Here is a 22,949-nt window from a genome sequence, read left to right as displayed (position 1 = left end):
TGACCGCGCCCCTCCGGGCGTGACCGTGCCCCGGGGCCGGTTCCCGCTCGCCGGGCGGGTTCGCGGTGCGCTCCTCCGGCGTGCCCGGACGACCGCCGACGGCGTCAGTCGTCCGAGGCGCCGTCGGCGGGATGTTCCACGAGGGCGAGGATCCGGCTCGACATGAACCTGGCGGTGCGCACCGCCGTACCGCTCCGCGTGACCTCGCTCACCTCGACCACGCCGCCACGTTGGTTGGCGACCTCCACCCGGCGGCCCGCCTTGGTCGCGGCGACCTCGTACGTGCGTGACGTGTCTCCAGCATCGATGACGATCTCTACCCTGTCGCCTTTCACGCCGGATTTATACCCATAGCTGATTGTTTTACCCGTACACCAGTTTGACTATGGCGGCGACGCCGACGCAGACGATGAACCCTCGCAGCACCGGGGCCGGCAGCTTCCGGCCCACCTTCGCGCCCAGGAACCCGCCGATCGTCGCCCCTGCCGCCACCAGGAGCACCGCCGTCCAGTCCACCTCGGCCGCGGCGAACAGGTCCAGGGCGTCGGCGAGGATGAACAGCACCGCGGCGATCGTGTTGACCAGCAGCGAGAGCACGTTCTTGGCGGCGTTCACCCGTTGCAGGTCATCGGCGAGGAAGATGCCGAGCAGTCCGATGAGCAGCACGCCCTGGGCCGCGCCGAAGTAGCCGCCGTAGATCCCGGCCGCGAAGACGCCGAGCCAGAGCCAGGGGCCGCCGTGCGGGTGGTCGTGCTCGCGCCAGGCGCTCACCCACGCGCTGAGCTTCGGCTGGAGCAGGACCAGCAGGCAGGCCAGCCCGATCAGGACCGACACGACCACGGTGAAGGTGCGCTCGGGAAGGGAGAGCAGGAGCACGCCGCCGATGAGGGAGCCGAGAAGCGACCCCAGACCCAGCCGGACCAGCCGGGCGCGCTGCCCCTTCAGCTCGGCGCGGTAACCCAGCGCCCCGGTCAGCGATCCGGGCACCAGGCCGATGTTGTTGGAGACGTTGGCCACGATCGGCGGCAGTCCCACCGCCACCATCGTGGGGAACGTGATCAGCGATCCCGAGCCGACGACGGCGTTGATGCCTCCGGCTCCGACCCCGGCCGCGAAGATCGCGGCCGCCTCCCACGGCGTCATTGCGCCCTCCTCGCTCGTACGGCTCGCGCCCGTGAACGGTGCACGGCACTCCACCGCACCTTAGGAGGGGTCCGCTCCTACCCGACGGCCGGGGTGTCCTTTCCGTGGGCGTCCCGACCGGGAAGATCGGCCCGATCGATGCCGTTGGCACCGCCGGAGGCCCGCGGAGCCCCCGGCGGGGACACCGGGGCCCCGGTGCTTCCGGCGGCCTCGTCACCGCCGGTCGCACCGGCCGCCCCGGCTGCGCTCCCGGCGGGGTTCGCGAACAGGCCGCCCAACCCCTCCAGGACCCTGCCCATCTCCGAGGGCACGATCCACAGCTTGTTGGCGTCGCCCCGGGCGATCTGCGGGAGCATCTGGAGGTACTGGTAGGCGAGGAGCTGCTGGTCGGGCTTTCCCTCGTGGATGGCCCGGAACACCATCGCGATCGCGTCGGCCTCGCCCTTGGCCCGCATCGCCTTGGCCTCGGCCTCGGCCTGGGCCCTGAGCACCGCGGCCTCGGCGTCACCGCGCGCCTTGAGGACCACGGCCTGCTTCTGCCCCTCGGCGGTGAGGATGGCCGCCTGCTTCTGTCCCTCGGCGGCGAGTACGGCGGCGCGCTTGTCGCGGTCGGCGCGCATCTGCTTCTCCATCGAGTCCTGGATGGAGGCCGGCGGGTCGATCGCCTTGAGCTCGACCCGGTTGACCCGGATGCCCCACTTGCCGGTGGCGTCGTCGAGGACCCCGCGGAGCTCGGTGTTGATCTCCTCGCGGGAGGTCAGCGTACGCTCCAGGTCCATGCCGCCGACCACGTTGCGCAGCGTCGTCACGGTGAGCTGCTCGACGCCGATCAGGAAATTGGCGATCTCGTAGGTGGCGGCCCGCGGGTCGACGACCTGGAAGTAGATCACCGTGTCGATGGAGACCACGAGGTTGTCGGAGGTGATGACCGGCTGCGGCGGGAACGAGACCACCTGCTCGCGCAGGTCGATCGTGCCCTTGATCCGGTCGATGAACGGGACCACCAGGTTGAGGCCGGGCAGGAGGGTGCGGTGGTAGCGCCCGAGCCGCTCCACGATCCCCGCCGTGGCCTGTGGCACGATGCGGATCGTCCGGATCAGCGCCAGCCCTGCGATGGCCACCACGATGAGGGCGGCGATGAGCGATGGTCCCATGTGGCCACTCCGGACGGTCGAGTCAAATGGATCTCTCGTCCCCGAAATGATATTTCGTTTTACTTTTCTTTACTCCTGATGAGCCATAACGACTCAGAACTGATGCGCCCGTGCGTACCAGCGGCCGTCGGACCCGCGCTCCAGGCCGAGCGGGATGCCGAAGGTGCGGGCGAGGTTGTCGGCGGTCATCACGTGCTCGATCGGCCCCTGGGCGACCACGGAGCCGTGCCGCAGCAGCAGCGCGTGGGTGAACCCCAGGGGCACCTCCTCCACATGGTGGGTGACCAGCACCATCGTCGGCGCCTTGGGGTCGTTGGCGAAGACCGACAGGCGGCGGACGAGGTCCTCCCGGCCGCCCAGGTCCAGCCCGGCGGCGGGCTCGTCCAGCAGGAGCAGCTCCGGGTCCGGCATCAGCGCCCTGGCGATCTGCACGCGCTTGCGCTCACCCTCCGAGAGGGTGCCGAACCGGCGCCGGATCAGGTGGGCGCAGCCGAGCTGGTCGATCAGCTCGACGGCCCGGGTGACGTCGCCGGAGTCGTATTCCTCCGTCCAGCGGCCGAGGATCGCGTAGGAGGCGGTGAGCACCAGGTCGATGACCTTCTCCTCCGGCGGCACCTTCTCCGCCAGCGCCGCGCTCGCCAGCCCGATCCGGGGCCGCAGGTCGAACACGTCGGTCTGGCCGAGCCGCTCGCCCAGGATCTCCACGACGCCCTCGGTGGGGAACAGCATCGCCCCGACGACCTGCAGCAGCGTGGTCTTGCCCGCACCGTTGGGACCGATGACGACCCATCGTTCATCCTCGTGGACGGTCCAGTCGATGTCCCTCAGCAGGGCCGCCCCGTCTCTGCGGACGGTGACGTCCTGTAGCCGAAGCACCTGACCGCCCATGCCCCACCCTCCTTGAATCGCTCGTACAAACTTATTGCAGGGCGAGGACATATCGTGGACCGGTGCACCCTGATTCACCGATCTCGGCCACCCTGGTCTGCTGGGGGAACGCCTGGCTCACCGGGCAGGCCGGTCTCGACGAGGCCGCCGACCGCGCTGAGCGGCGGGCCGGCCCCCAGCTCGTCGCCGCGGACGCCGGCGACGTCCCGCTCCGAAGCTTTCTCGCCGACCTGCGCGGTGAGGGCATGACCTCACTGCGGCTGGCCCTCCCCGTCGCGGGCGACCCGCTCGGGCTCACCGGACCGCCCCCCTTCAACGCCGCGGCCATCGAGGCCGGGCAGGCCGCGGTGGCCGTACTTCCCAGCAGGTGCCTCGGGCTGGTCCCGGTACGGGACCGCCGCGGATCATCGTACGCCGGAGTGCGCTGGAGCGTGTTCGAAGCCTCCGCCGCCGTTCCCGACGTGCCCTCCCTCGCCGAGGCCGAGCGCGACCTGGCCCTCACCATGCGCGCGGCGACCGACGCCCTGCTCGGCGTGGAGGGGCCGGCCCAGGGCCACCGGCGGGCGACCGCGGACGACGAGGGCCTCGCTCCCGGTTACCCCGCCCGCGCCCACCGGGTCGCCGCGCTGGCCGCCCGGCTGGCCGCCGCGCTCCGGGTCGCCGACGACCGGGGACTCACCTCGGGGCAGGTCGCCGTGCGGGGCCAGGCCCTGCGCGACCTCGACCGCGCGGTACGGCGGGCCCGGGTGGCCGCCCACCACGCCATCACCGAGCTCGTCTGATCAGTTCGGCGCCAGCCTCCAGATCTTGACGGTCCGGTCCTTGCCCGCCGAGACGACGGCCGGCCGTCCGTCCACGGTGACGACGTCGACCGAGTAGACGCCGCCCTTGTGTGCCTTGACGGCCTTGCCGAGCGGTTCACGGGCCGCCGGGTCCCAGAGCCTGACGGTCCCGTCGGTGCTGCCGGAGACCAGCACGGTGCGGCCGTCCACCTCGCCGAAGGCGAGGGAGTAGACGTTGCCCTTGTGGCCCTTGAGCGGTTTGCCGATGGTCTTGGCCGTCTTCGGGTCCCAGATCCTGATCTGCTTGTCCTTGCCGCCGGAGGCGACCACCGGGCGGTCGCCCACCGTGCCCACGGCGACGGAGAAGACCGCCTTGCCGTGGCCCCTGTAGGCCTTGCCGTACTGCTTCTTGCGGGTCAGGTCCCAGACCTTCAGGGACTCGTCGGCGCTGGCGGACACGACCACGGTACGGTCGCCGACCTTGCCGAAGGCCAGCCAGTTGACGTCGTTGCGGTGCGCCTGGATCGTCTTGATCTGCCTGCGGCTCTTCAGGTTCCAGATCTGCAGCACGCCGTCGCCGTCCCCGGTGACGGCCACCGGTGCGCCGTTGACCTGACCGGCCGCGACCGCGAAGACCGCGATCGGGTGGTAGCCCAGCCGCTTGCCCTTGCGCGTCTTCAGGTTCCACAGCCGGACGGTGTGGTCGTAGCCGCCGGTCACCGCGTACGGCGTGCCGCCGACGGTGACGGTGGCGACCGCGTAGATCTCACCGCGGTGACCGCGCAGCCGGTGCAGCGTCTTGTGCTTGGCCGGGTCCCAGATCCGCAGCGTCCCGTCCTGCCCGCCGGAGACCACGACCCGCCGGTCACCGATCTTGGCGTCGGCGAGCGACTGGACGGCCTTGCCGTGACCCTTCAGCGCCTTGCCGTCCTGCCCGTCGAAGGTCACCGTCGCGGGGGGCCGCGGTGGAGCGGGCGTCTGCTCGGGGGGCGGGGTGGAGGCGCGGACCGGGGCGGGGGTGGGCGTGGCCTGCGAGGTCTGCACCGGGACCTGCTGTTGCGCCGGGCTCCCGGCCAGAGCGCTCTGCCCGGGAACGGGATCCCCGGGCCGGTCCAGCGCGTTCGGCACGGCCACCAGGACTCCGGCGGCGAGGACCAGCGCGCCCGCGAGCACCCCGATCACCAGGAGGGCCCGCGCGCGCCGCGACCTTCCTTCCCCTGGGGCTTCGGGAACCGCTCCGGGAAGGATCCCGGGGGCCGGGGGACGGAACGCGCCCGGCGGGGGCCCGGCGGGGGCGTTCGCCGGGTAGGCGGAAGGGGACGCGAAGGGGACGCCGGCAGGCGGGGCGCTCCGGTCTCCACCGGAGTCGAAGGCGCTCACCGGGTCCACGCCGGAGGGCCGTACCCAGCGGGTCTCCTCCACGGGCGGCTCCCCGTGCGGCGGGGCGGGCGACGGAACGGGCGGGAGGGCGGACCCCGGACCGGACCCCGGAGCGGGGGGCGACCCGGCCGCGGCCCGGGAGCCGGCGTCCAGGGAGCGGTCGAGGTCGGCCTCCCCGTGCTCGGCGTCCGCCTCCTCCTCCGCCTGGCTTCCCAGGAGGGTGAACAGCACCTCGGACGCGCTCGGCCGCTCCTCGGCCCGCTTGTTCAGGCAGGCGGTCACGACGGGCCGCAGGTTGTCCGGGAGCGCGGACAGGTCCGGTTCCTCGTTCATCACCCGGTAGATGACGGCGGGCAGGCTGTCCTGGCCGAAGGCGGGCCGCCCGGTCGCGGCGAACGCCATGGTCAGGCCCCAGCTGAACATGTCGGAGGAGGGCTCCACCCGCTGCCCGGCGACCTGTTCGGGCGACATGTACGCGGGGGTGCCCACCACGCCGCTCGTCATGGTCAGCGCCGAGTCCAGCGCCCTGGCGATGCCGAAGTCGATGACCCGGGGACCGTCGGAGCCGAGCAGCACGTTGCTCGGTTTGAAGTCGCGGTGCACGATCCCGGCCCGGTGGATCGCGGCCAGCGCGGTGACCGTGCCGACCGCCAGCCGGTACAGGGCGTTGCCGGTGCGCGGCCCCTCGGTCTGCACCACCTTCTGCAGGGAGACGCCCTCGACGAGCTCGCTCACGATGTAGGGGCTGTCGTCCTCCATGTGGGCGCCGATGACCTGGGCCGTGCAGAACTGGGCCACCCGGCGGGCCGCGGCGACCTCGCGGAGGAAGCGGTCGCCGTCGATCCCGGTGTTGCTCAGGCGGGGATGGAGCAGCTTGATCGCGACCATCGTGCCGTCGGGGGCCCGCCCGGCGTAGACGATGCCCTGGGCGCCCTCGCCCAGCCGTCCGACCAGCCGGTAGGCGCCCAGAACCTGCGGGTCCCCCTGGCGCAGCGGCTGCGTTTCCGGCACGTGAACCTCCCGTGGCTGAGCCGCTGGTCGCCGGAGTCCCCTGAGGACCCCGAATGTACGCGAAGCAGTAAAGCCCAGGTAGATCATCCTATCTTTGAGATCGTCAGGCTTAAGTGATACTTCTCCTTGCAAATGATGACTTCCATCGCTCCCTAACCCGCGCGGAGACGCCCATGCGCCGAACGTCCGGCATGCTCTTAGGCCTCGGCCTGCTCGTCCCCCTGTCCGTCGCGCCCGCCGTACCGGCGGCGGCCTCCGCCACCGCGGCGCCCTCCTCGGTGTCCTCTCAGACGAAGCTGGACAAGCCCTGGTCCTCCTTCAAGGTCTCGGTCAAGGCCCCGAAGCGGGTCCGCAACGGCCAGGAGTTCATGTACGAGATCAAGGTCACCAACCTGGGGCCCCAGAAGGCCGACTACTTCTACGTCGGCGGGACCGGCCTGCCCAGGGGGATCAACGACACGGTCTACTACAAGGGCCCCAAGGGCACCGAGTGCGACTTCTACGAGGACGGTTTCTGGTGCGTGACGCCCTGGATCCTCGATGAGGGCGAATCGGAGACGGTGAAGGTCTGGGTCAAGCTCAAGAAGAGGACCAAGGGCACCGCCGTCGCCAGGCTCGGCGTGGACACCTGGAACGTCCCCTCCGGCGGCGAGAACCTGGACCGCTCGGAGTGGAAGCGCCTGGCCTTCCCGCACTGGTACATCACCAAGACGGTGAAGACCAAGATCGTTCACCCGTCCCCCCCGCGGCGCAGAAGCGGCGGCGGCACCTACACGCCGCCCCCGCCGCCCCCGCCCCCGCCGCCGGCGGACCGGCGCGAGGAGAAGAAGGACACCTGAGCCGCGAGGAGCTCAGGCCAGGCCGTGCCGTACGGCGTACAGCGCGGCCTGGGTCCTGTCCTGCACGCCGAGCTTCATCAGCACGTTGGAGACGTGGGTCTTCACCGTCTTCTCCGCCACCGCCAGGTCCCTGGCGATCTCGCGGTTGGAACGGCCGGAGGCGATCAGCGTGAGCACCTCGCGCTCCCGGTCGGTCAGCGGCGCCACCGGCGCACCCGGCGTGGCCGCTCCCTGCGCGGGACCGGCCAGCACGGCCTCGGCGGCCTCCGGGGCCAGCAGCACCTGCCCGCCGTGGACCGCGCGGATGGCCCGGACGAGCGCGCCGGGCTCGACGTCCTTGTAGAGGAATCCGGCGGCGCCGGCGCGCATGGCCGGGACCACGTCCTGGCGGTCGCTGAACGAGGTCAGCACCAGCACGCGCGGCGACGGTTCCCGCTCCGACAGCCGCAGCAGCGTGCCGATGCCGTCGAGGACCGGCATCTTCAGGTCGAGCAGCAGCACGTCCGGGGAGAGCGACTCCACCAGCGCCACCGCTTCCGCCCCGTCGGAGGCCTCCCCCACCACCTCGAGGTCGTCCTGCAGGTCCAGGAACGTGCGCAGCCCCTGCCGGACGACCGGATGGTCGTCCGCGATCAGCACCCGGATCATCCCGTCACCCTCTCCGCCGCCGGCTCGTCCCGTCGGCTCATCCCCCGGGCCCGTCCCACCGGCTCCGGCCGGCCGCCCGCCCGCCGCACCGCCGTACGGCCTCACGCCGGAACCTCCATCCGCACCAGCGTGCCGCGCCGGGGTCCCGACGTCACCGAGGTCACCGAGACGCTCCCGCCCAGCGCCTGCGCCCGGTCGCTCATCGAAGCGATGCCCAGCCCGCGCCCCGCGGCGGCGGCCACGTCGAACCCGGTCCCGTCGTCGCGCACCTCGAGGACGAGGCGCCCCTCCTCGCAGCCGAGCCGTACGGCCACCCTCTCCGCCCCCGCGTGCCGGGCGGCGTTGTGCAGCGCCTCCTGGGCCACCCGCAGGACCGCCACCTCCGTCGCCGGGCCGGGCACTCCCACCGGGTGCTCCTCGAACGCGAACGACGCCGGGTGCAGCCGGTCGAGCAGGCGGACCTGCTTGCGGAGCGTCTCGGCCAGGCCGTGCCGGTCGAGCTCCGCCGGACGCAGCTCCACGATCACCGCACGGAGCTCGGCCAGGGCCTCACCGGCCAGCCGCTCCACCCGCTCCAGCTCCCCCAGCGCCCTGTCCGGATCCCGGGTGACCAGGGAGGCCGCCGCCTGGGCGGTGAGCCGCAGGGAGAACAGCTTCTGGGTCACCGCGTCGTGCAGTTCCCGCGCCATCCGGGTGCGCTCCTCCACCAGGGCGAGCTCCCTGCTGCGCTCGTAGAGGCGGGCGTTGGTGAGGGCGATGGCGGCGTGCGCGGCGAACATCGTCAGCAACCGCTGGTCGGCCTCGGTGAACCCGCCGGGGGTCCGCTTGTTGGACAGGAAGATGATGCCCAGGACCCGGTCGCCGTCGTGGATCGGCACCCCGAGGAAGTCCTTCAGCACCGGGTGCTCGCGCGGCCAGTACTCGAACCGGGAGTCCCGGCGGATGTCGGGCAGCCGGACCGGGGTCCCCTCCCTGAGCATCGCCCCGAGCATCCCGTGCTGGCGGGGCGTCGGGCCGATGGCCTCCCACTCCTCGTCGGAGATGCCCTCGGCGACGAACTCCGCGAACGCGCCCTCCTCGTCGGGCACGCCGAGCGCCGCGTAGCGGGCGTCCAGGAGCCGCTGCGCCGAGCGGACGATCACCTGGAGCACCTCGCGGACCGACAGGTGCCTGGTCACCGCGAGCACGGCGGAACTCACCGCGTGCAGGACGCCGTCACGGTCCTCGTTCATGGGACTCACGGACAAACTCTAGGCAGCGGGGCCGGTGGCCGTACCGCGCCATCGGTCCTAGGCCCCGGCCCGCGCGTCCTAGGCCCATCAGCCCGGGCCGGCACCGGTCCTCGGGCCGATGCGCGCCGGGCGCGCGGTTCCTAGCGTCGCAAGCATGACGAAGACGGCACTCATCACCGGAGCCTCCCGCGGGCTCGGCCTGGCGCTGGCCCGCGCCCTGGCCGCCCGCGACTGGCGGCTCATCCTCACCGCGCGGGGCGCCGACGCGCTCAAACCCGTCGCGGACGAGCTCGGCGCCCTCGCCCTGGCCGGCGACGTCGCCGACCCCGCCCACCAGGACCGGCTGGCGCGGGCCGCGCAGGACCGCGGCGGGCTGGACCTGCTGGTCAACAACGCCTCCGGGCTGGGCGCGGTACCGCTCCCGCCGCTCGCCTCCTATCCTCTGGACGTCCTGGCGGACCTGTTCCGCGCCAACGTGCTGGCCCCGCTGGCGCTGGTCCAGGCGGTCCTCCCCGGTCTGCGGGAGCGGGGCGGCGCGGTCGTCAACATCTCCTCCGACGCCGCCGTGGGCGCCTACGAGGGCTGGGGCGGGTACGGCGCGACCAAGGCCGCGCTGGACCAGATCTCCAACGTGCTCGCCGCGGAGGAGCCCGCGGTCGCGGTCTGGTGGGTGGACCCGGGCGAGATGGACACCGCCATGCTGGCCGACGCGGTGGGCGCCCAGGAGGCCGCGGCGGCTCCCGGGCCCGAGACGGTCGTCCCCACGCTGCTCCGGCTGATCGAGACCCGTCCGGCCAGCGGCCGGGTGAGCCACCCGTGAGCACGGGCGGGCGGGCGGAAGGCGGCCCGTGAACGGCATCCTGGACGGCGGCTTCGTGCTCCCGCCCGCGCTGGAGGCGCACGAGCCGCCGGAGGTGCGGGGACCGGCCCGCGACGCGGTCCGCCTGCTGGTCTCGCACGGCGGCACCGGGGAGGTCGGGCACCACCCGTTCACCGATCTGCCGGACCTGCTCCGCCCCGGCGACCTGCTCGTGGTCAACAACTCCGCCACGCTCCCCGCCGCGGTCCGGCTGGACCGGCTCGCCGTGCACTTCTCGACCGAGCGCGAGGACGGCACGTGGCTGGTGGAGCTGCGCCGCCGTACGGGCTCGGCCACCGAGCCCTACCCCGGCGGCGCCGACGGCGAGTGGCTCCCGCTGCCCGGCGGGGCCACCCTGCGGCTGCTGGAGCGCCGTACGCCGCGCCTGTGGCGGGCCCGGCTGGACCGCCCGGTCCCCGCCTACCTGGGCCGGTACGGCGTGCCGATCCGGTACTCCTACGTGGAGCGGGACTGGCCGCTGGCCGACTACCAGACCGTGTTCGGGGTGGTTCCCGGGAGCGCGGAGATGCCCAGCGCCGGACGGCCGTTCACCGCCGGGCTGGTGACCGGCCTGGTCTCGCGCGGCATCGGCGTCGCGCCGATCACGCTGCACACGGGGGTGGCCTCACCGGAGAAGGACGAGCCGCCGTACCCGGAACGCTTCGAGGTCCCGGAGTCCACCGCGCGGCAGGCGAACCTCGCCCGGGAGACGGGCGGCCGGGTGGTCGCGGTGGGCACGACCGTGGTGCGGGCACTGGAGACGGCCGCCCTGTCCGGCGGCGGGGTGCGGCCCGCGAGCGGCTGGACCTCGCACGTCGTCACTCCGGCGGCCGGGGTGAGGGCGGTGGACGGGCTGATCACCGGGTTGCACGAGCCGCGCTCCAGCCATCTGCTCATGCTCTCGGCGATCGCCGGCGACGAGCTGCTCGCCCGGTCCTACCGGGAGGCGCTGCGGGAGCGGTACCTCTGGCACGAGTTCGGCGACCTCCATCTGATCCTGCCCTAGGGAGGGCGCCCACGACGCCTCCGGTATGGCCGCCTTCCAGGCAACTCGCAACAAAAAGATCGAAAGATATAAATTTACTTTCTTCTGCGAATCATGATAAAACGCTGCGGACTTTATCGGGGGACAGTCGCAGCGTTCCCCGGAGACCCTCAACTGGGAGACGTTGATGCGCCACCCGATCTCCAAGATCGCCGCTCTTGCCCTGGTCGCTCCTCTCGCGGGCAGCATGCTGTTCGCTCCCGCGGCCTCGGCCGCTCCCGCGAAGGCCCCCGCCGCCGCCGTCGTCGCCAAGAAGGCCGACGACCCCTTCTCGATCTTCGCTGTCACGGCCTCGGCCACCAAGAAGGTCCGTCCGGGCGGGAAGATCACCTTCACCGTCAAGGCCAAGAACACCGGCCCGCACCTCGCCACCGCGGGCACCTACTTCATCGTGGGCTACCTGCCCAAGGGCGTCGACATCAGCAAGGCGACCTTCTCCGGTCCCAAGGACAGCTTCTGCGACGCCGACGCGAAGCTCTTCGCCTGCGCCGCCCCCTACGACCTGGAGGTCGACGACTACGTGACCTTCCAGATCAAGGTCAAGGCGAAGAAGACCGCCAAGGGCACCCTCAAGACCGCTCTCGGCGTGGTCTCCTACGACGTGCCCACCGGTGCGGAGAACCTCGACCGCGACGAGCTCGAGCGCATGGGCATCAAGTCCTGGTTCTTCGGCAAGGAGCACAAGATCAAGGTCGTGCGCTAGCCGTCCCGCCGAGAAGCCTCCGCCCGGTCGCCGGGCGGAGGCTTCTCGTCTCCGCGCCCGGGCTTTGGGAGGACGACCCGTTCTCCGGACCCGGGGGCACCTGAGCCTCACGCGACGACCGTGGCCGTCACCGGCCTGCGCCGCCCCGCCCTTGCGGGATCATGCTGGTCGCGACCCTGGACCGGCTCTCATGACACGGGACGGTCTTCAGCCGCTCGGCGGGATGCGGTAGACGGACACGTGGGAACGCGACTCGGCCGTGAAGGCGGCTCCGGCCCAATCGGCGTGCCTGCCCTCCAACTCGAATCCGGCCAACTGGGCCATGAGGTCGAGCTCGGCCGGCCAGATGTAGCGGTGCGGGCTGCGGGACAGCCGGGCCTGCCTGCTCTCGTCGAAGCTGAAGTGGTGCGATACGACGTGCTGGCGCAGAACGTCGTAGGTGTCCAGGCCGATGTAGCCGGGCTCGCAATGCCAGACCATGGCCTGCTGTCCAGGGGGGAGCTTGCGTAGCTCGGGCACCCAGAGCTCGATCACGAACCGGCCGCCGGATGTGAGGTGGCGGGCGGCGTTGCGGAAGCATTCGATCTGCTCGGCCTGAGTGAGCAGGTTGGAGATCGTGTTGTAGACGAGGTAGACGAGCGCGTACTCTCCCGGGGCGGTGGCCGTGGCCATGTCACCGATGATCACGGGGATCGTCGCCTCGTTCGCCTTCGTCCGTAGTTGATCGACCATCGGCTGCGACAGCTCGATGCCGGTGACGGGCACCCCTCTCCCGGCGAGCGGCACGGCGACGCGACCGGTTCCGATGGCGAACTCGAGCGCCCGTCCGTCGCCCGCGAGCTCGGCGAGGCGCTCCACGACCGGTTCGAGGACCTCGGGCGCGAACATGCCGGTGCCCGGTGTGTCGTAACGCCGGGCTGTTTCGGCGTCCCAGATCTCATCTCGTCGCATGCCGGCAACGGTGGCAGCGAGCGTATGCATTGTCCAACGATTTGATCTTGCAGTCGCGACCGGCGTCCGCCCCGGCCCGGCACCTGATCGAGCTCACCGACGAGCCGGGCCCGCGCCCGCCGACGCCACAGGTCTTAGGCCGCGGCCGGAACACGGTGCCCGGCCGGAGCCACGACCACGGAGGCGACCGCGGACTCCGCCGCCCAGGCCAGCGTCCTGCGGTCGTGAGCCGCCACCTGGGGGAGCAGCGTCACCTCCACGGTCAGCCGCCGGACCGCGACCACCCGGCGGATGGAGGCCAGGAGGGTGTCGTCGCCGACGAAGGCGGGGCCGGTCGCCGGAGCGCGGTACGCGTCCAGGTAGCGGATCGCCACCGGCCGGACCGGAGCCCCGGCGTCCAGTGCCGCCTGGAAGACCGCGGGCCGGAAGGCGCCCATCTCCCGGCCGCACCAGGTCGTGCCCTCCGGGAAGGCCGCCACCGGATGTCCCTGTGCCAGCGCTCCCGCCACACCGGCGACGGCCCCGGGCAGCATCGACAACCGGTCCCTGTCGATGAACAGCGCACCCGACCCGGCCGCCAGCCCGCCGACCACCGGCCAGGCCAGGACCTCCCGCTTGGCCAGCAGCCGGCACGGCAGCACGGCGGCCATGACGAGCGGGTCGAGCCAGGACACGTGATTGGCCACGAACAGCGGGGCCGCGCCGCAGACCCCGGCGTCGGTCGCGGAGACGGCCCGGGATCCGGGGACGGCGGGTCCGGCCCGGCGCTCCGCGGAAGCGTCACGGGCCGCGGGAGCGATCCGGAGACCCGTCGCCGAACCGGCCAGGAAGGCGAAGCCCTGCCGCACCTCGACCCGGACGCCGAGGGCCCGCAGCAGCAGGCGCGACCAGACGCTCACCAGCCGGATCCGCCGCGCCGTACCGAGCCCCCGCGCGGCGAGTGCGAGCACCGCCCCGGCGAGCATCAGCAGCACGGCGGCCAGCAGACGCAGCGCCCGGCGCGGCCGGGCCACCGGCGTGGCGGCAGGGACGACGCAGGCGGCCGGGGTACAGGGCGCCGCCGGGAGCCACTGATCCGTCCGGCCGCTCCCGGAGAGCACCGCGAAGAGCGGATCCGCCCCAGCGGTCCCGGGCAGCGGACCCGGCCCGGCATGCCCGGGGAGCGGACCCGGCCCGGCGCTCTGCGGAAGCGCCGCGGACCGCGGGTCCGTCCCGATGCTCTCGTGAAGTGCCGCAGACGGCGGGTTCATTCCGGCGCTCCCAGGAAGTGCCGCAGGTAGCGGGGGTCCACGCCGGCCATCGGGAGCAGGACGAAGAAGTCGGCGACGCCGAACTCCCGATCGTCCGCGGGCGGGCCGCAGACCCACGCGCCCAGCCGCAGGTATCCCCGCAGCAACGGTGGCAGGCCGGCCCGGCCGGGACGCGCGGATCCCGGCCGCGCACCGCCCGGCGCCCCTCCGGCACCGTCCGGCCTCGACGGGCCGGTGTCGGGGAGCGGGCGCGCGGTCCGGGCGGGTTCCCCTCCCCGCCAGGGCCGGAGCGGGGCCACCCGGTACTCCGGGGGGCCGAGCGGGACCCGCCGCACGACCTCTGCCGCCTGGGACACCGGCACCGAGCAGCATCCGGCCAGCCAGTCGTACCCGCGCTCCACCATGTAGCGCGCGATGCCCGCCCACATCAGCCCGACCACCGCCCCGCCCCGATGACCGGCGTGCACACAGGCCCGGCCCGCCTCGACCAGGCCCGGCCGGATACCGGCCAGCGCGCCCAGGTCGAACGCGGAGTCCGCGTAGAGCCGATCGGCCCTGCCGGGGGCCAGCAGCCGGTAGGTCCCGACGACCTCGCCCGTCTCGCCGTGCCGTACCAGCAGGTGGTCGCAGTAGGCGTCGAGCGGGTCGGCGTCCAGGCCGTTGACGGGGGTGTCCAGCCGGGCGCCCATCTCCTCGGCGAACACCCGGTGGCGCAGGCTCTGGGCCTCCCGCAGCTCTGCGGCGGTACGGGCCAGCCCGACGGTGTAGCGCGCGACGCGCGGCTCTGCGGGAATGGTCGTCATGATGCCATGAAGCCAGCCGCGGGTAACGCCGGGGCGGGGAGGACCGCGAACGTCGGGCGTCCGGATGATGAACCGCATTCACGGTCGTTTCCGGGGCCAAGTAGCGTAGGACGTGATGAACCAGCGCACGCTTCTGATCACGTTGACCGGCCCCGACCGACCGGGCGTCACCTCCCGGCTCTTCGCCGTCCTGGCCGGCTTCCCCGTCGTCGTCGCCGACATCGAGCAGGTCGTCATCCGCGGCCGGCTGACCCTCGGCGTCCTCGTCGCCTACGCCGGTGACACCCCGACCGGGACCGGCGGCACCCTCGGCGCCCTGTGGACCGCCGTCGAGCGGACGGCCGAGGACCTGGGGCTGGAGGTGGAGCTGTCCACCAGCTCCACCACCAAGGAGAAGGAGAAGCGGCGGCGCGGGCGCCTGCACGTCACCGTGCTGGGCTCGCCCCTGCAGCCCGCCGCGATGGCGGGCATCGCCGGCCGGATCGCCGCCGCCGGAGCCAACATCGACCGGATCGAGCGGCTGTCCAGCTACCCGGTGACCTGCATCGAGCTCGCCGTCTCCGGTGCCGACCCGGACGCCCTCCGCGCCGAACTGGCCGCCGAGGCGCACGCCCAGCAGGTCGACGTGGCCGTGCAGCGGGCCGGCCTGCACCGCAGGGCCAAGCGGCTGATCGTGATGGACGTGGACTCCACGCTCATCCAGGCCGAGGTGATCGAGCTGCTGGCCGCGCACGCGGGCTGCCTGGAGGAGGTCGCCCGGGTCACCGAGGAGGCCATGCGCGGCGAGCTCGACTTCGCCGAGTCGCTCCGCCGGCGGGTGGCGCTGCTGGAGGGCCTGTCCGAGGAGGTCTTCGAGAAGGTCCGCAAGGAGGTCGTGCTCACTCCCGGGGCCCGCACGCTCGTGCGCACGCTCAAGCGGCTCGACTACCGCTTCGCGATCGTCAGCGGTGGGTTCACCCAGCTCACCGACGCTCTCGTGGACGACCTCGGGATCGACTACTCCGCGGCCAACACCCTGGAGGTCGTCGACGGCGTGCTCACCGGCCGGGTCATCGGCGAGATCGTGGACCGCCCCGGCAAGGCCCGGGCGCTGGAGCGTTTCGCCCGCGAGGCGGGCATCCCGATCAGCCAGACCGTGGCCATCGGCGACGGCGCCAACGACCTGGACATGATCGCGACAGCCGGGCTGGGCATCGCGTTCAACGCCAAGCCGGTGGTGCGCCAGGCTGCCGACACCGCGGTCAGCGTGCCCTATCTCGACTCGATCCTGTACCTGCTCGGCATCTCCCGCGCCGAGGTCGAGGCCGCCGACGCCGAGGACGGCGTCATCGCCCCGGAGCGCTGAGTCCCGCCCGGGTCAGCGGTCCTTCGGGCTCCACCTGGTGACCGCGCGCCCCGACTCCAGCTCGGCCCACTCGTCGCCGGTCTCGATGACGGCGAACGCGCCGGGCGGGAACCCGGAGTCGCCGGCGCGCGTGGTGAGCTCCAGGACGAGCTCGTGGACGGCGGGGTTGTGGCCGACCAGGAGCAGCGTGCGCACCTCGGGATCGGTCCGGCGCAGCAGCGTGAGCAGCTCGTCCGCGTAGGCCTCGTAGATGTCCCGCTCGAACTCGACGGGCTCTCCGGGCAGGGCCAGCTCGGCCGTGCGCCGGGTCCGTACGGCCGGCGAGCAGAGCACCAGATCGGGCCGGAGCCCCAGGGCGGCGAAGGTCTCGCCCACCCGGCGGGCGTCGTTCTCGCCCCGTTCGGTGAGCGGGCGCTCGGCATCGGCGAGACCGGGGGTGTGGGCCGCTTTGGCATGCCGCAGCACGATCAGCGTGCGCGTCGTCATCTCGCCGCCCATATGGCGACCCCGACGATCACCGCGAACACCGCGGCCATCGCCAGCAGGATCATGACGAGCGTCTTTCCCCCGGAGGGCTGCTGTTCCATGCCCGACAGTTTCCCACCGGCATGGCCCGCACACGCCGAAGGGGTGCACGGCCGGTCGCCGCGCACCCCTTCAGCGGGTTCTACCGGACTCAGCCCGCGATCGGCTCGGGCTCGGGTTCCGGCTCGCGGTCCTGGTTGTTGTCCTCACTCGGGGAGGAGCCGGCCGAGCGGCGCTTGGAGACGATCACCGCGCCGACCACCACGACCAGAGCGAACAGCGCGATGCCGAGCCGCAGCGCCACGTTGTCGGCGTACGCCACGACCGCAGGAGCGATCAGCAGCGCCACGAGGTTCATCACCTTGATCAGCGGGTTGATCGCCGGGCCCGCGGTGTCCTTGAAGGGGTCGCCGACGGTGTCACCGATGACGGTGGCCGCGTGGGCTTCCGACCCCTTGCCCCCGTGGTAGCCGTCCTCGACCAGCTTCTTGGCGTTGTCCCAGGCGCCACCGGAGTTGGCGAGGAACACCGCCATGAGCGTGCCGCAGGCGATAGCGCCGGCGAGGAAGGCCCCCAGCGGCGCGTAGCCGAGGGCGAAGCCCACCGCGATCGGCGTCATCACCGCGAGCAGGCCGGGGGTGGCCAGCTCGCGCAGCGAGTCGCGGGTGCAGATGTCCACGACCCGTCCGTAGTCCGGCAGCTCTGTGCCGGCCATGATGCCCGGCTTGGTGCGGAACTGCTCGCGCACCTCGAAGACGACCCGCATGGCCGCCCGCCCGACCGCCATGATCGCCAGTCCGGAGAACATGAACACGACCGCCGCCCCGATCATCAGGCCGACGAGCACGTTCGGCGAATCCACGCCGAGGCTGAACGTGCTGAACGTGCCCAGCGCGTCCTTCACCGCCTGCGTGGCCCCGGTCAGCTCGGTCTCCACCGCTGTCCGGAAGGCGCCGAACAGCGCCGTCGCGGCGAGCACGGCCGTGGCGATCGCGATGCCCTTGGTGATGGCCTTGGTGGTGTTGCCGACGGCGTCCAGGGAGGTGAGCACCATGGCGCCCTCGCCCTCGACGTCGCCCGACATCTCGGCGATGCCCTGGGCGTTGTCGGAGACCGGGCCGAAGGTGTCCATGGACACGATCACGCCCACCGTGGTCAGCAGGCCGGTGCCCGCCAGGGCGACGGCGAACAGGGCGATGGTGACGTTGCCGAAGCCCAGCAGGAAGGCGCCGTAGACCGCACCGCCGATGATCAGAGCCGAGTAGACCGCGGATTCCAGGCCGACGCTGATGCCGGCCAGGATGACCGTGGCCGGGCCGGTCATGGAGCTCTCGCCGATCTCCTTCACCGGACGCCGGTTGGTCTCGGTGAAGTAGCCGGTGAGGACCTGGATCGCGCTGGCCAGGACCAGGCCGATCAGCACCGCGCCGATGGCGATGAGCCGGGGGTCGGAGGTGACGGCCGCGATCTCCGGGCTCACCCCGGTCAGCCCGGCGAAGCTGTCCGGCAGGTAGAGGAAGGCGGCCGCGGCGACCAGGACCGCCGAGATCGCGGCGGAGATGAAGAACCCGCGGTTGATGGCGGCCATGCCGTTGCGGTCACCGGTGCGCGGGGCGGTGACGAAGATGCCGATGATCGCGGTGAGCACGCCGATCATCGGGACGATCAGCGGGAACACCAGTCCCTCGGTGCCGAAGGCCACCTTGCCCAGGATCAGGCTGGCGACCAGCATGACCGCGTAGGACTCGAACAGGTCGGCGGCCATGCCGGCGCAGTCGCCGACGTTGTCGCCCACGTTGTCGGCGATGGTGGCCGCGTTGCGCGGGTCGTCCTCCGGGATGCCCTGCTCGATCTTGCCGACCAGGTCGGCGCCGACGTCGGCCGCCTTGGTGAAGATGCCGCCGCCGACCCGCATGAACATCGCGAGCAGCGCGGCGCCGAAGCCGAAACCCTCCAGCACCGCGGGAGCGTCGCCCTTGTAGACGAAGACGACGATGGCGGCGCCGAGCAGGCCCAGGCCCACGGTGAACATGCCCGCCACGCCGCCGGTGCGGAAGGCGATGCGCATGGCGACCTTCTCACCCGACGTGCGGGCTGCGGCGGCGACGCGGACGTTCCCGCGGACCGCCAGCCACATTCCCATGAACCCGGTCAGCGCGGAGAACAGCGCGCCGACCACGAAGAAGACGGATCGGCCGATCTGCACCCCGGTCGAAGGAGCCGGGAGCAGGAGCAGCAGGAAGGGAATCAGGACGACGAACAGGGCGAGTGTCCGGAACTGCCGCGCCAGATATGCCGCGGCTCCTTCCTGGACGGCTCGCGAGATGTTTCGCATGCGCTCGGTGCCTTGGTCGGCGGCGAGCACCTCCCGCACGAGCCCTCCGGCGACGGCGAGAGCGAGCAGGGCGACGGCGGCGACCACGATCACGATCGTGAGATGGGAACCGCTCAGGGGTACCGCTGTTTCATCGACAGCGGCGAGATGGAACACAGGCATCCGACTCTCCTCGGCAAGACGGGATCACGTCCTGCCCGGAGTGCGCTGCGATAGGTGGGTCGGCGGGCTGCGGCGCACATCCGGGTGGTTGGCAGTGCCGCTTCCGGTTACGTCCGCAGACTTCCCCCGCAATCAGGCCTTTTACGGCCCGTTCCGAAGGACAAACCTTGGCCGGTGCCGGGAGTCTACGCAGCGACGACGCGGATATGAAGCCTCTGCACGCGTCCAATTAATGACGTGTCCGCTAATCCCCGGACAGCCGGTCTCCTTTAGTGGCATTTAGGCCAGCACTTCGGACATCTAAACTTCTATTCCGCCCATATTTCGGCTCGTGTGTATCCGGGGAAGAAGTCGTCCGGAAGGCTGTCCGCGCGGGCGGCCGGGCACGCCCTCATGGGCGTGCCCGGCCGCAGGAAGCATGGAAGACCCGCGTCCCGGGCCGCTCGCCGTTGCCCGCCACGCGGGTACGGCGCAGCCTCGGGCCCGCGTCGCGGAAGGACCGCGGCACTCGCCGGGGCCGGCCCGGCCGGGAGACCGCCCAGCCGGCGGAAGGGGGTCAGACGGGGGACAGCCCGCCCGCCGCGGCGGGCCAGCTCATGCGGATGCGCATGCCCTTCTGGCTCGGGTAGACCTCGACGTCGTCGGCCAATCCCGCGATGACCGCGATTCCGAACCCGGACATCAGCGTGCCGGACCCCTGACCGAGCAGGTCCTCGAAGCTCGGTGTGCCGAGCACCGGCCCGCGGTCCAGCTCGTCACTGGGGGCGGAGTCCGTGACGATCACCTCGAACCGCCCCGAGTCGTCGCACAGCTCGATGCGGATCGGCTCTCCCGGGCAGTGGAGGCGATGCGCCTCGACCGCCCGGGAACAGGCCTCACCGACGGCGAGCCGTACCTCGTCCAGCAACGACTCCTCCACCCCGGTGCGCCGTGCGATCGCCGTGGCGAGCAGGCGTGCCGTACGCACGTGGGCGGGAAGGGCGCTGAACGTCAGCTCGACGGTAGCCATGACTACTTGTCTCGACCGTGCGCTTCCTTGGCCTCGTCGACCGAGGCGTAGATACCGAAGACCTTGGTCAGACCGGTGATCCGGAAGATCTTCAGGATGCGCTCCTGGGTGCACACGAGTTCCAGGGAGCCGTCGTGCGCCCGGACCCGCTTGAGCCCGCCGACCAGGACGCCCAGACCCGTGGAGTCGAGGAAGTCGACCTTCTCCATGTTGACGAGAAGATGGAAGTTGCCCTTGTTGACGAGGTCGATCAAGAGCTCACGCAACCTGGGCGCGGTGTAGACATCGATCTCACCCTCGACCTCGACGATGGTGAGACGATCCTCGGAATGGTGGTCCAACTTCAGATCCACAGATCCTCCAGCGCCTTGCCTGCGAAAGTACCGATTCGGGCGTGACTTCTGGGACCTGACGGTCCCGCGACGACAAGCCCCGACGCGCGGCATTCAACCATGCGTACGCTCAGTGTCTATACGAAATCACGATTCCCGGCGACTCTGCCCAGAGATACGAGACTGAAAACCAGTGAGTCCGTCCTCTTCCTCACCGATGCGCCCCAGCCCCTCCTTGGCCTGTCTGCTCGGTGTTCCCGCACGTCGGGAGCGCGTCACTCATGTGGAGCATGTTCCAGCACGTCAGGCCGGTCAAGTCCGGTGGCCGGAATGGGTCGCGGAACCGCTGGTTACGCGCTGGGCGAACCAGGGCGTCCAGGGCCTCTGGCCCCACCAGGCCGAGACCGCCGAGCTGGTCCACCGTGGCCAAAACGTGATCATCGCCACCGGCACCGCCTCCGGGAAGTCCCTGGCCTACCAGGTCCCCGCGATCACCTCGGTCCTCGACGGCGGCACGGTCCTCTACCTGACGCCCACCAAGGCCCTGGCCGCCGACCAGCTCCGCGCCCTGCAGGCGCTCGGCGTGCCCGAACTCCGCGCGGCGACCTTCGACGGCGACACCCCGTTCGAGGAGCGGGACTGGGTCCGGCAACACGCCAACTACATCCTGACAAATCCCGACATGCTGCACCGCACGCTTCTGCCGCGTCACTCCCGCTGGTCATCCTTCTGGCGACGCCTGCGCATGGTCGTGGTGGACGAGTGCCACGGCTACCGCGGCGTCTTCGGCTCCCATGTGGCGCAGATCCTGCGCCGCCTGCGCCGGATCTGCCACCGGTACGGCTCCCGCCCGGTCTTCCTTCTCTCCTCCGCGACCGCCAGCGAGCCCAAGGCCTTCGCGATGCGCCTGACAGGCCTCCAGATGGCCGAGGTGACCACGGACGCCTCTCCCCGGGGAGCAGTCACCTTTGCCCTCTGGGAGCCGCCCTTGACCGACCTGAGGGGCGAGCGCGGCGCTCCCCTGCGCCGTCCCGCCACGGCCGAGGCCGCGGACCTCCTCGCCGACCTCGTCCTGGCCGATGTGCGCACCCTCGCCTTCGTGCGTTCGCGCCGTGCCGCCGAGTCCGTGGCGCTCTCCACGCGGGCCAGGCTCTCCGACCTCGCCGCCGACGCGGGCCTCCCAGGGGAGATAGAGGACAAAGTAGATGCCTATCGCGCCGGCTACCTGGCGGAGGAGCGCCGGGAACTGGAGAAGGCGCTGCGCTCCGGAGACCTCCTCGGGCTGGCCACGACCAACGCCCTGGAGCTCGGCGTCGACGTGTCAGGGCTGGACGCCGTACTCATCGCCGGCTGGCCGGGGACCCGCGCGTCGCTCTGGCAGCAGGCGGGGCGGGCGGGCCGGGCCGGGCAGGACGCCCTGGCGGTGCTGATCGCCAGGGACGACCCTCTCGACACCTATCTGGTCCATCACCCCGAAGCCCTGTTCGGCCGTCCGGTCGAGGCGATCGTCCTCGACCCCGACAATCCGTACGTCCTCGGGCCGCATCTGTGCGCGGCGGCCGCCGAGGTCCCCCTCACCGAGGACGACCTGGAGGTCTTCGGCCCCGCCGCCAAGGACGTGCTCACCGGGCTGGTCGGCGAGGGCCTGCTCAGGCAGCGCCCCGCGGGGTGGTTCTGGACCAGGCGGGAGCGGGCCGTCGACCTCACCGACATCCGGGGCGCCGGCGGCTCGCCGGTCCAGGTCGTCGAGTCGTCCACCGGGCGCTTGCTGGGCACCGTGGACGAGGCCGCCTCGCACACGACCGTGCACACCGGTGCCGTCTACCTCCACCGGGGAGAGACCTTCATGGTGGAGGAGCTCGACCTGGAGGCGGGGGTGGCCCTGGTCGAGGCGGGCACACCCGACTACACGACCTTCGCCAGGGACGTCACCGAGATCTCCGTCCTGGAGTCCCTCCGTTCCCGACCGCTCGGACCGGGAGAGCTCCACTTCGGCTCGGTGGAGGTCACCCGCCAGGTCGTGTCCTATCTCAAACGCCGTCTGCAGAGCGGCGAACCGCTCGGAGACGAGGACCTCGACCTGCCCCCGCGCACGCTGCGCACCCGGGCGGTCTGGTGGACCCTGCCCGCCCCGGCGGTCACGTCCCTGGCCGAGGAGGGGCTTGACCTGGGCGGGGCGGCGCACGCGGCCGAGCACGCCTCCATCGGCCTGCTCCCGCTCTTCGCGACCTGCGACCGCTGGGACATCGGTGGTGTCTCCACCGAGCTCCACGCCGACACCGGCCTGCTCACCGTCTTCGTCTACGACGGCCACGAGGGCGGCGCGGGCTTCGCAGAGCGCGGCTACGCCCGCGCCCTCGACTGGCTCACCGCCACGCGGGAGGCCATCGCCTCCTGCGAGTGCGAGCGAGGCTGCCCCTCGTGCATCCAGTCGCCCAAGTGCGGCAACGGCAACGAACCACTGGACAAGGCCGGGGCGCTCCGGCTGCTGGCCGTGCTGCTCTCCCTCGATCCCGGCTGACCTCGTTCTCCGGGCCGGCCGGCTCCTCGGGC

At 71.9% G+C, this 22,949-nt stretch carries 21 protein-coding genes; 7 read left to right on the top strand and 14 right to left on the bottom strand.

Annotated features, from left to right (window positions below):
- Positions 1–104 precede the first annotated feature (104 nt).
- The 4 genes from HS041_RS05905 to HS041_RS05890 form a co-directional block, all read right to left on the bottom strand.
- On the bottom strand, positions 105–335 hold the full coding sequence (locus HS041_RS05905; RefSeq protein ID WP_196439470.1) for a DUF8836 family protein: 231 nt from the start codon (positions 333–335) through the stop codon (positions 105–107).
- 28 nt (positions 336–363) lie between these two features.
- Positions 364–1,143, bottom strand: a complete 780-nt coding sequence (locus tag HS041_RS05900; protein ID WP_196439469.1) for a sulfite exporter TauE/SafE family protein — start codon at positions 1,141–1,143, stop codon at positions 364–366.
- Positions 1,144–1,220: 77 nt separating this feature from the next.
- Positions 1,221–2,297, bottom strand: a complete 1,077-nt coding sequence (locus HS041_RS05895; RefSeq protein WP_196439468.1) for an SPFH domain-containing protein — start codon at positions 2,295–2,297, stop codon at positions 1,221–1,223.
- Positions 2,298–2,390: 93 nt separating this feature from the next.
- Positions 2,391–3,185, bottom strand: coding sequence for an ABC transporter ATP-binding protein (locus HS041_RS05890; protein ID WP_196439467.1), 795 nt, complete (start codon positions 3,183–3,185; stop codon positions 2,391–2,393).
- Positions 3,186–3,247: 62 nt separating this feature from the next.
- Here HS041_RS05890 and HS041_RS05885 point away from each other — a divergent pair, with 62 nt between their 5' ends.
- A complete protein-coding gene (locus HS041_RS05885; protein ID WP_196439466.1) occupies positions 3,248–3,967 on the top strand; it encodes an Rv1486c family protein in 720 nt (239 codons plus the stop codon).
- Here HS041_RS05885 and HS041_RS05880 read toward each other — a convergent pair whose 3' ends face one another.
- On the bottom strand, positions 3,968–6,358 hold the full coding sequence (locus HS041_RS05880; RefSeq protein ID WP_196439465.1) for a protein kinase domain-containing protein: 2,391 nt from the start codon (positions 6,356–6,358) through the stop codon (positions 3,968–3,970).
- A 173-nt stretch (positions 6,359–6,531) separates the two neighbouring features.
- Here HS041_RS05880 and HS041_RS05875 point away from each other — a divergent pair, with 173 nt between their 5' ends.
- Positions 6,532–7,197, top strand: coding sequence for a DUF11 domain-containing protein (locus HS041_RS05875; protein WP_196439464.1), 666 nt, complete (start codon positions 6,532–6,534; stop codon positions 7,195–7,197).
- Positions 7,198–7,209: 12 nt separating this feature from the next.
- Here the strand turns inward: HS041_RS05875 and HS041_RS05870 are convergent, their stop codons facing one another.
- Positions 7,210–7,845 carry a response regulator gene (locus HS041_RS05870; protein WP_196439463.1) on the bottom strand — a complete coding sequence of 212 codons (636 nt, stop codon included), beginning with the start codon at positions 7,843–7,845 and terminating at the stop codon, positions 7,210–7,212.
- Between the two features lie 101 nt (positions 7,846–7,946).
- Positions 7,947–9,077: a GAF domain-containing sensor histidine kinase gene (locus HS041_RS05865; protein ID WP_196440797.1), complete on the bottom strand. Its 1,131-nt coding sequence runs from the start codon at positions 9,075–9,077 to the stop codon at positions 7,947–7,949.
- Between the two features lie 154 nt (positions 9,078–9,231).
- On the opposite strand from HS041_RS05865, the gene HS041_RS05860 reads away from it, so the two are divergent.
- The 3 genes from HS041_RS05860 (at position 9,232) to HS041_RS05850 (ending at position 11,684) form a co-directional block, all read left to right on the top strand.
- Positions 9,232–9,897, top strand: a complete 666-nt coding sequence (locus HS041_RS05860; RefSeq protein WP_196439462.1) for an SDR family NAD(P)-dependent oxidoreductase — start codon at positions 9,232–9,234, stop codon at positions 9,895–9,897.
- A 28-nt stretch (positions 9,898–9,925) separates the two neighbouring features.
- A complete protein-coding gene (locus HS041_RS05855; protein WP_307845187.1) occupies positions 9,926–10,942 on the top strand; it encodes an S-adenosylmethionine:tRNA ribosyltransferase-isomerase in 1,017 nt (338 codons plus the stop codon).
- A 166-nt stretch (positions 10,943–11,108) separates the two neighbouring features.
- On the top strand, positions 11,109–11,684 hold the full coding sequence (locus HS041_RS05850; protein WP_196439461.1) for a DUF11 domain-containing protein: 576 nt from the start codon (positions 11,109–11,111) through the stop codon (positions 11,682–11,684).
- Between the two features lie 207 nt (positions 11,685–11,891).
- On the opposite strand, the gene HS041_RS05845 is transcribed toward HS041_RS05850, so the two are convergent.
- The 3 genes from HS041_RS05845 to HS041_RS05835 all read right to left on the bottom strand — a co-directional run bounded on the left by HS041_RS05845 (position 11,892) and on the right by HS041_RS05835 (position 14,688).
- Positions 11,892–12,635 (bottom strand): class I SAM-dependent DNA methyltransferase, encoded by a 744-nt coding sequence (locus HS041_RS05845; RefSeq protein ID WP_196439460.1) that lies wholly within the window; start codon positions 12,633–12,635, stop codon positions 11,892–11,894.
- Between the two features lie 134 nt (positions 12,636–12,769).
- Positions 12,770–13,735 carry a lysophospholipid acyltransferase family protein gene (locus HS041_RS39180; RefSeq protein WP_196439459.1) on the bottom strand — a complete coding sequence of 322 codons (966 nt, stop codon included), beginning with the start codon at positions 13,733–13,735 and terminating at the stop codon, positions 12,770–12,772.
- Positions 13,736–13,881: 146 nt separating this feature from the next.
- Positions 13,882–14,688 (bottom strand): GNAT family N-acetyltransferase, encoded by an 807-nt coding sequence (locus HS041_RS05835; RefSeq protein ID WP_196439458.1) that lies wholly within the window; start codon positions 14,686–14,688, stop codon positions 13,882–13,884.
- A gap of 115 nt (positions 14,689–14,803) precedes the next feature.
- Between HS041_RS05835 and serB the strand changes: the two genes are divergently transcribed.
- On the top strand, positions 14,804–16,033 hold the full coding sequence (serB, locus tag HS041_RS05830) for a phosphoserine phosphatase SerB (protein ID WP_196439457.1): 1,230 nt from the start codon (positions 14,804–14,806) through the stop codon (positions 16,031–16,033).
- Positions 16,034–16,045: 12 nt separating this feature from the next.
- Here serB and HS041_RS05825 read toward each other — a convergent pair whose 3' ends face one another.
- From HS041_RS05825 to HS041_RS05810, 4 genes are all read right to left on the bottom strand, one after another.
- Positions 16,046–16,519, bottom strand: coding sequence for a SixA phosphatase family protein (locus HS041_RS05825; protein ID WP_230878440.1), 474 nt, complete (start codon positions 16,517–16,519; stop codon positions 16,046–16,048).
- A 190-nt stretch (positions 16,520–16,709) separates the two neighbouring features.
- The gene (locus HS041_RS05820) at positions 16,710–19,055 is read right to left on the bottom strand and encodes a sodium-translocating pyrophosphatase (protein ID WP_196439455.1); all 2,346 of its coding nucleotides are present in this window, start codon (positions 19,053–19,055) and stop codon (positions 16,710–16,712) included.
- 556 nt (positions 19,056–19,611) lie between these two features.
- Positions 19,612–20,064, bottom strand: coding sequence for an ATP-binding protein (locus HS041_RS05815; protein WP_196439454.1), 453 nt, complete (start codon positions 20,062–20,064; stop codon positions 19,612–19,614).
- Positions 20,065–20,066: 2 nt separating this feature from the next.
- On the bottom strand, positions 20,067–20,417 hold the full coding sequence (locus HS041_RS05810; protein ID WP_030916965.1) for an STAS domain-containing protein: 351 nt from the start codon (positions 20,415–20,417) through the stop codon (positions 20,067–20,069).
- 196 nt (positions 20,418–20,613) lie between these two features.
- Here HS041_RS05810 and HS041_RS05805 point away from each other — a divergent pair, with 196 nt between their 5' ends.
- The gene (locus HS041_RS05805; protein WP_196439453.1) at positions 20,614–22,917 is read left to right on the top strand and encodes a DEAD/DEAH box helicase; all 2,304 of its coding nucleotides are present in this window, start codon (positions 20,614–20,616) and stop codon (positions 22,915–22,917) included.
- Positions 22,918–22,949 lie beyond the last annotated feature (32 nt).

It is taken from the genome of Planomonospora sp. ID67723 (assembly GCF_015711605.1).
Lineage (GTDB): Bacteria > Actinomycetota > Actinomycetes > Streptosporangiales > Streptosporangiaceae > Planomonospora_A.
The sequence above is the reverse complement of the archived record's forward strand: the minus strand, read 5'-3'. Positions and strand labels throughout refer to the sequence as shown.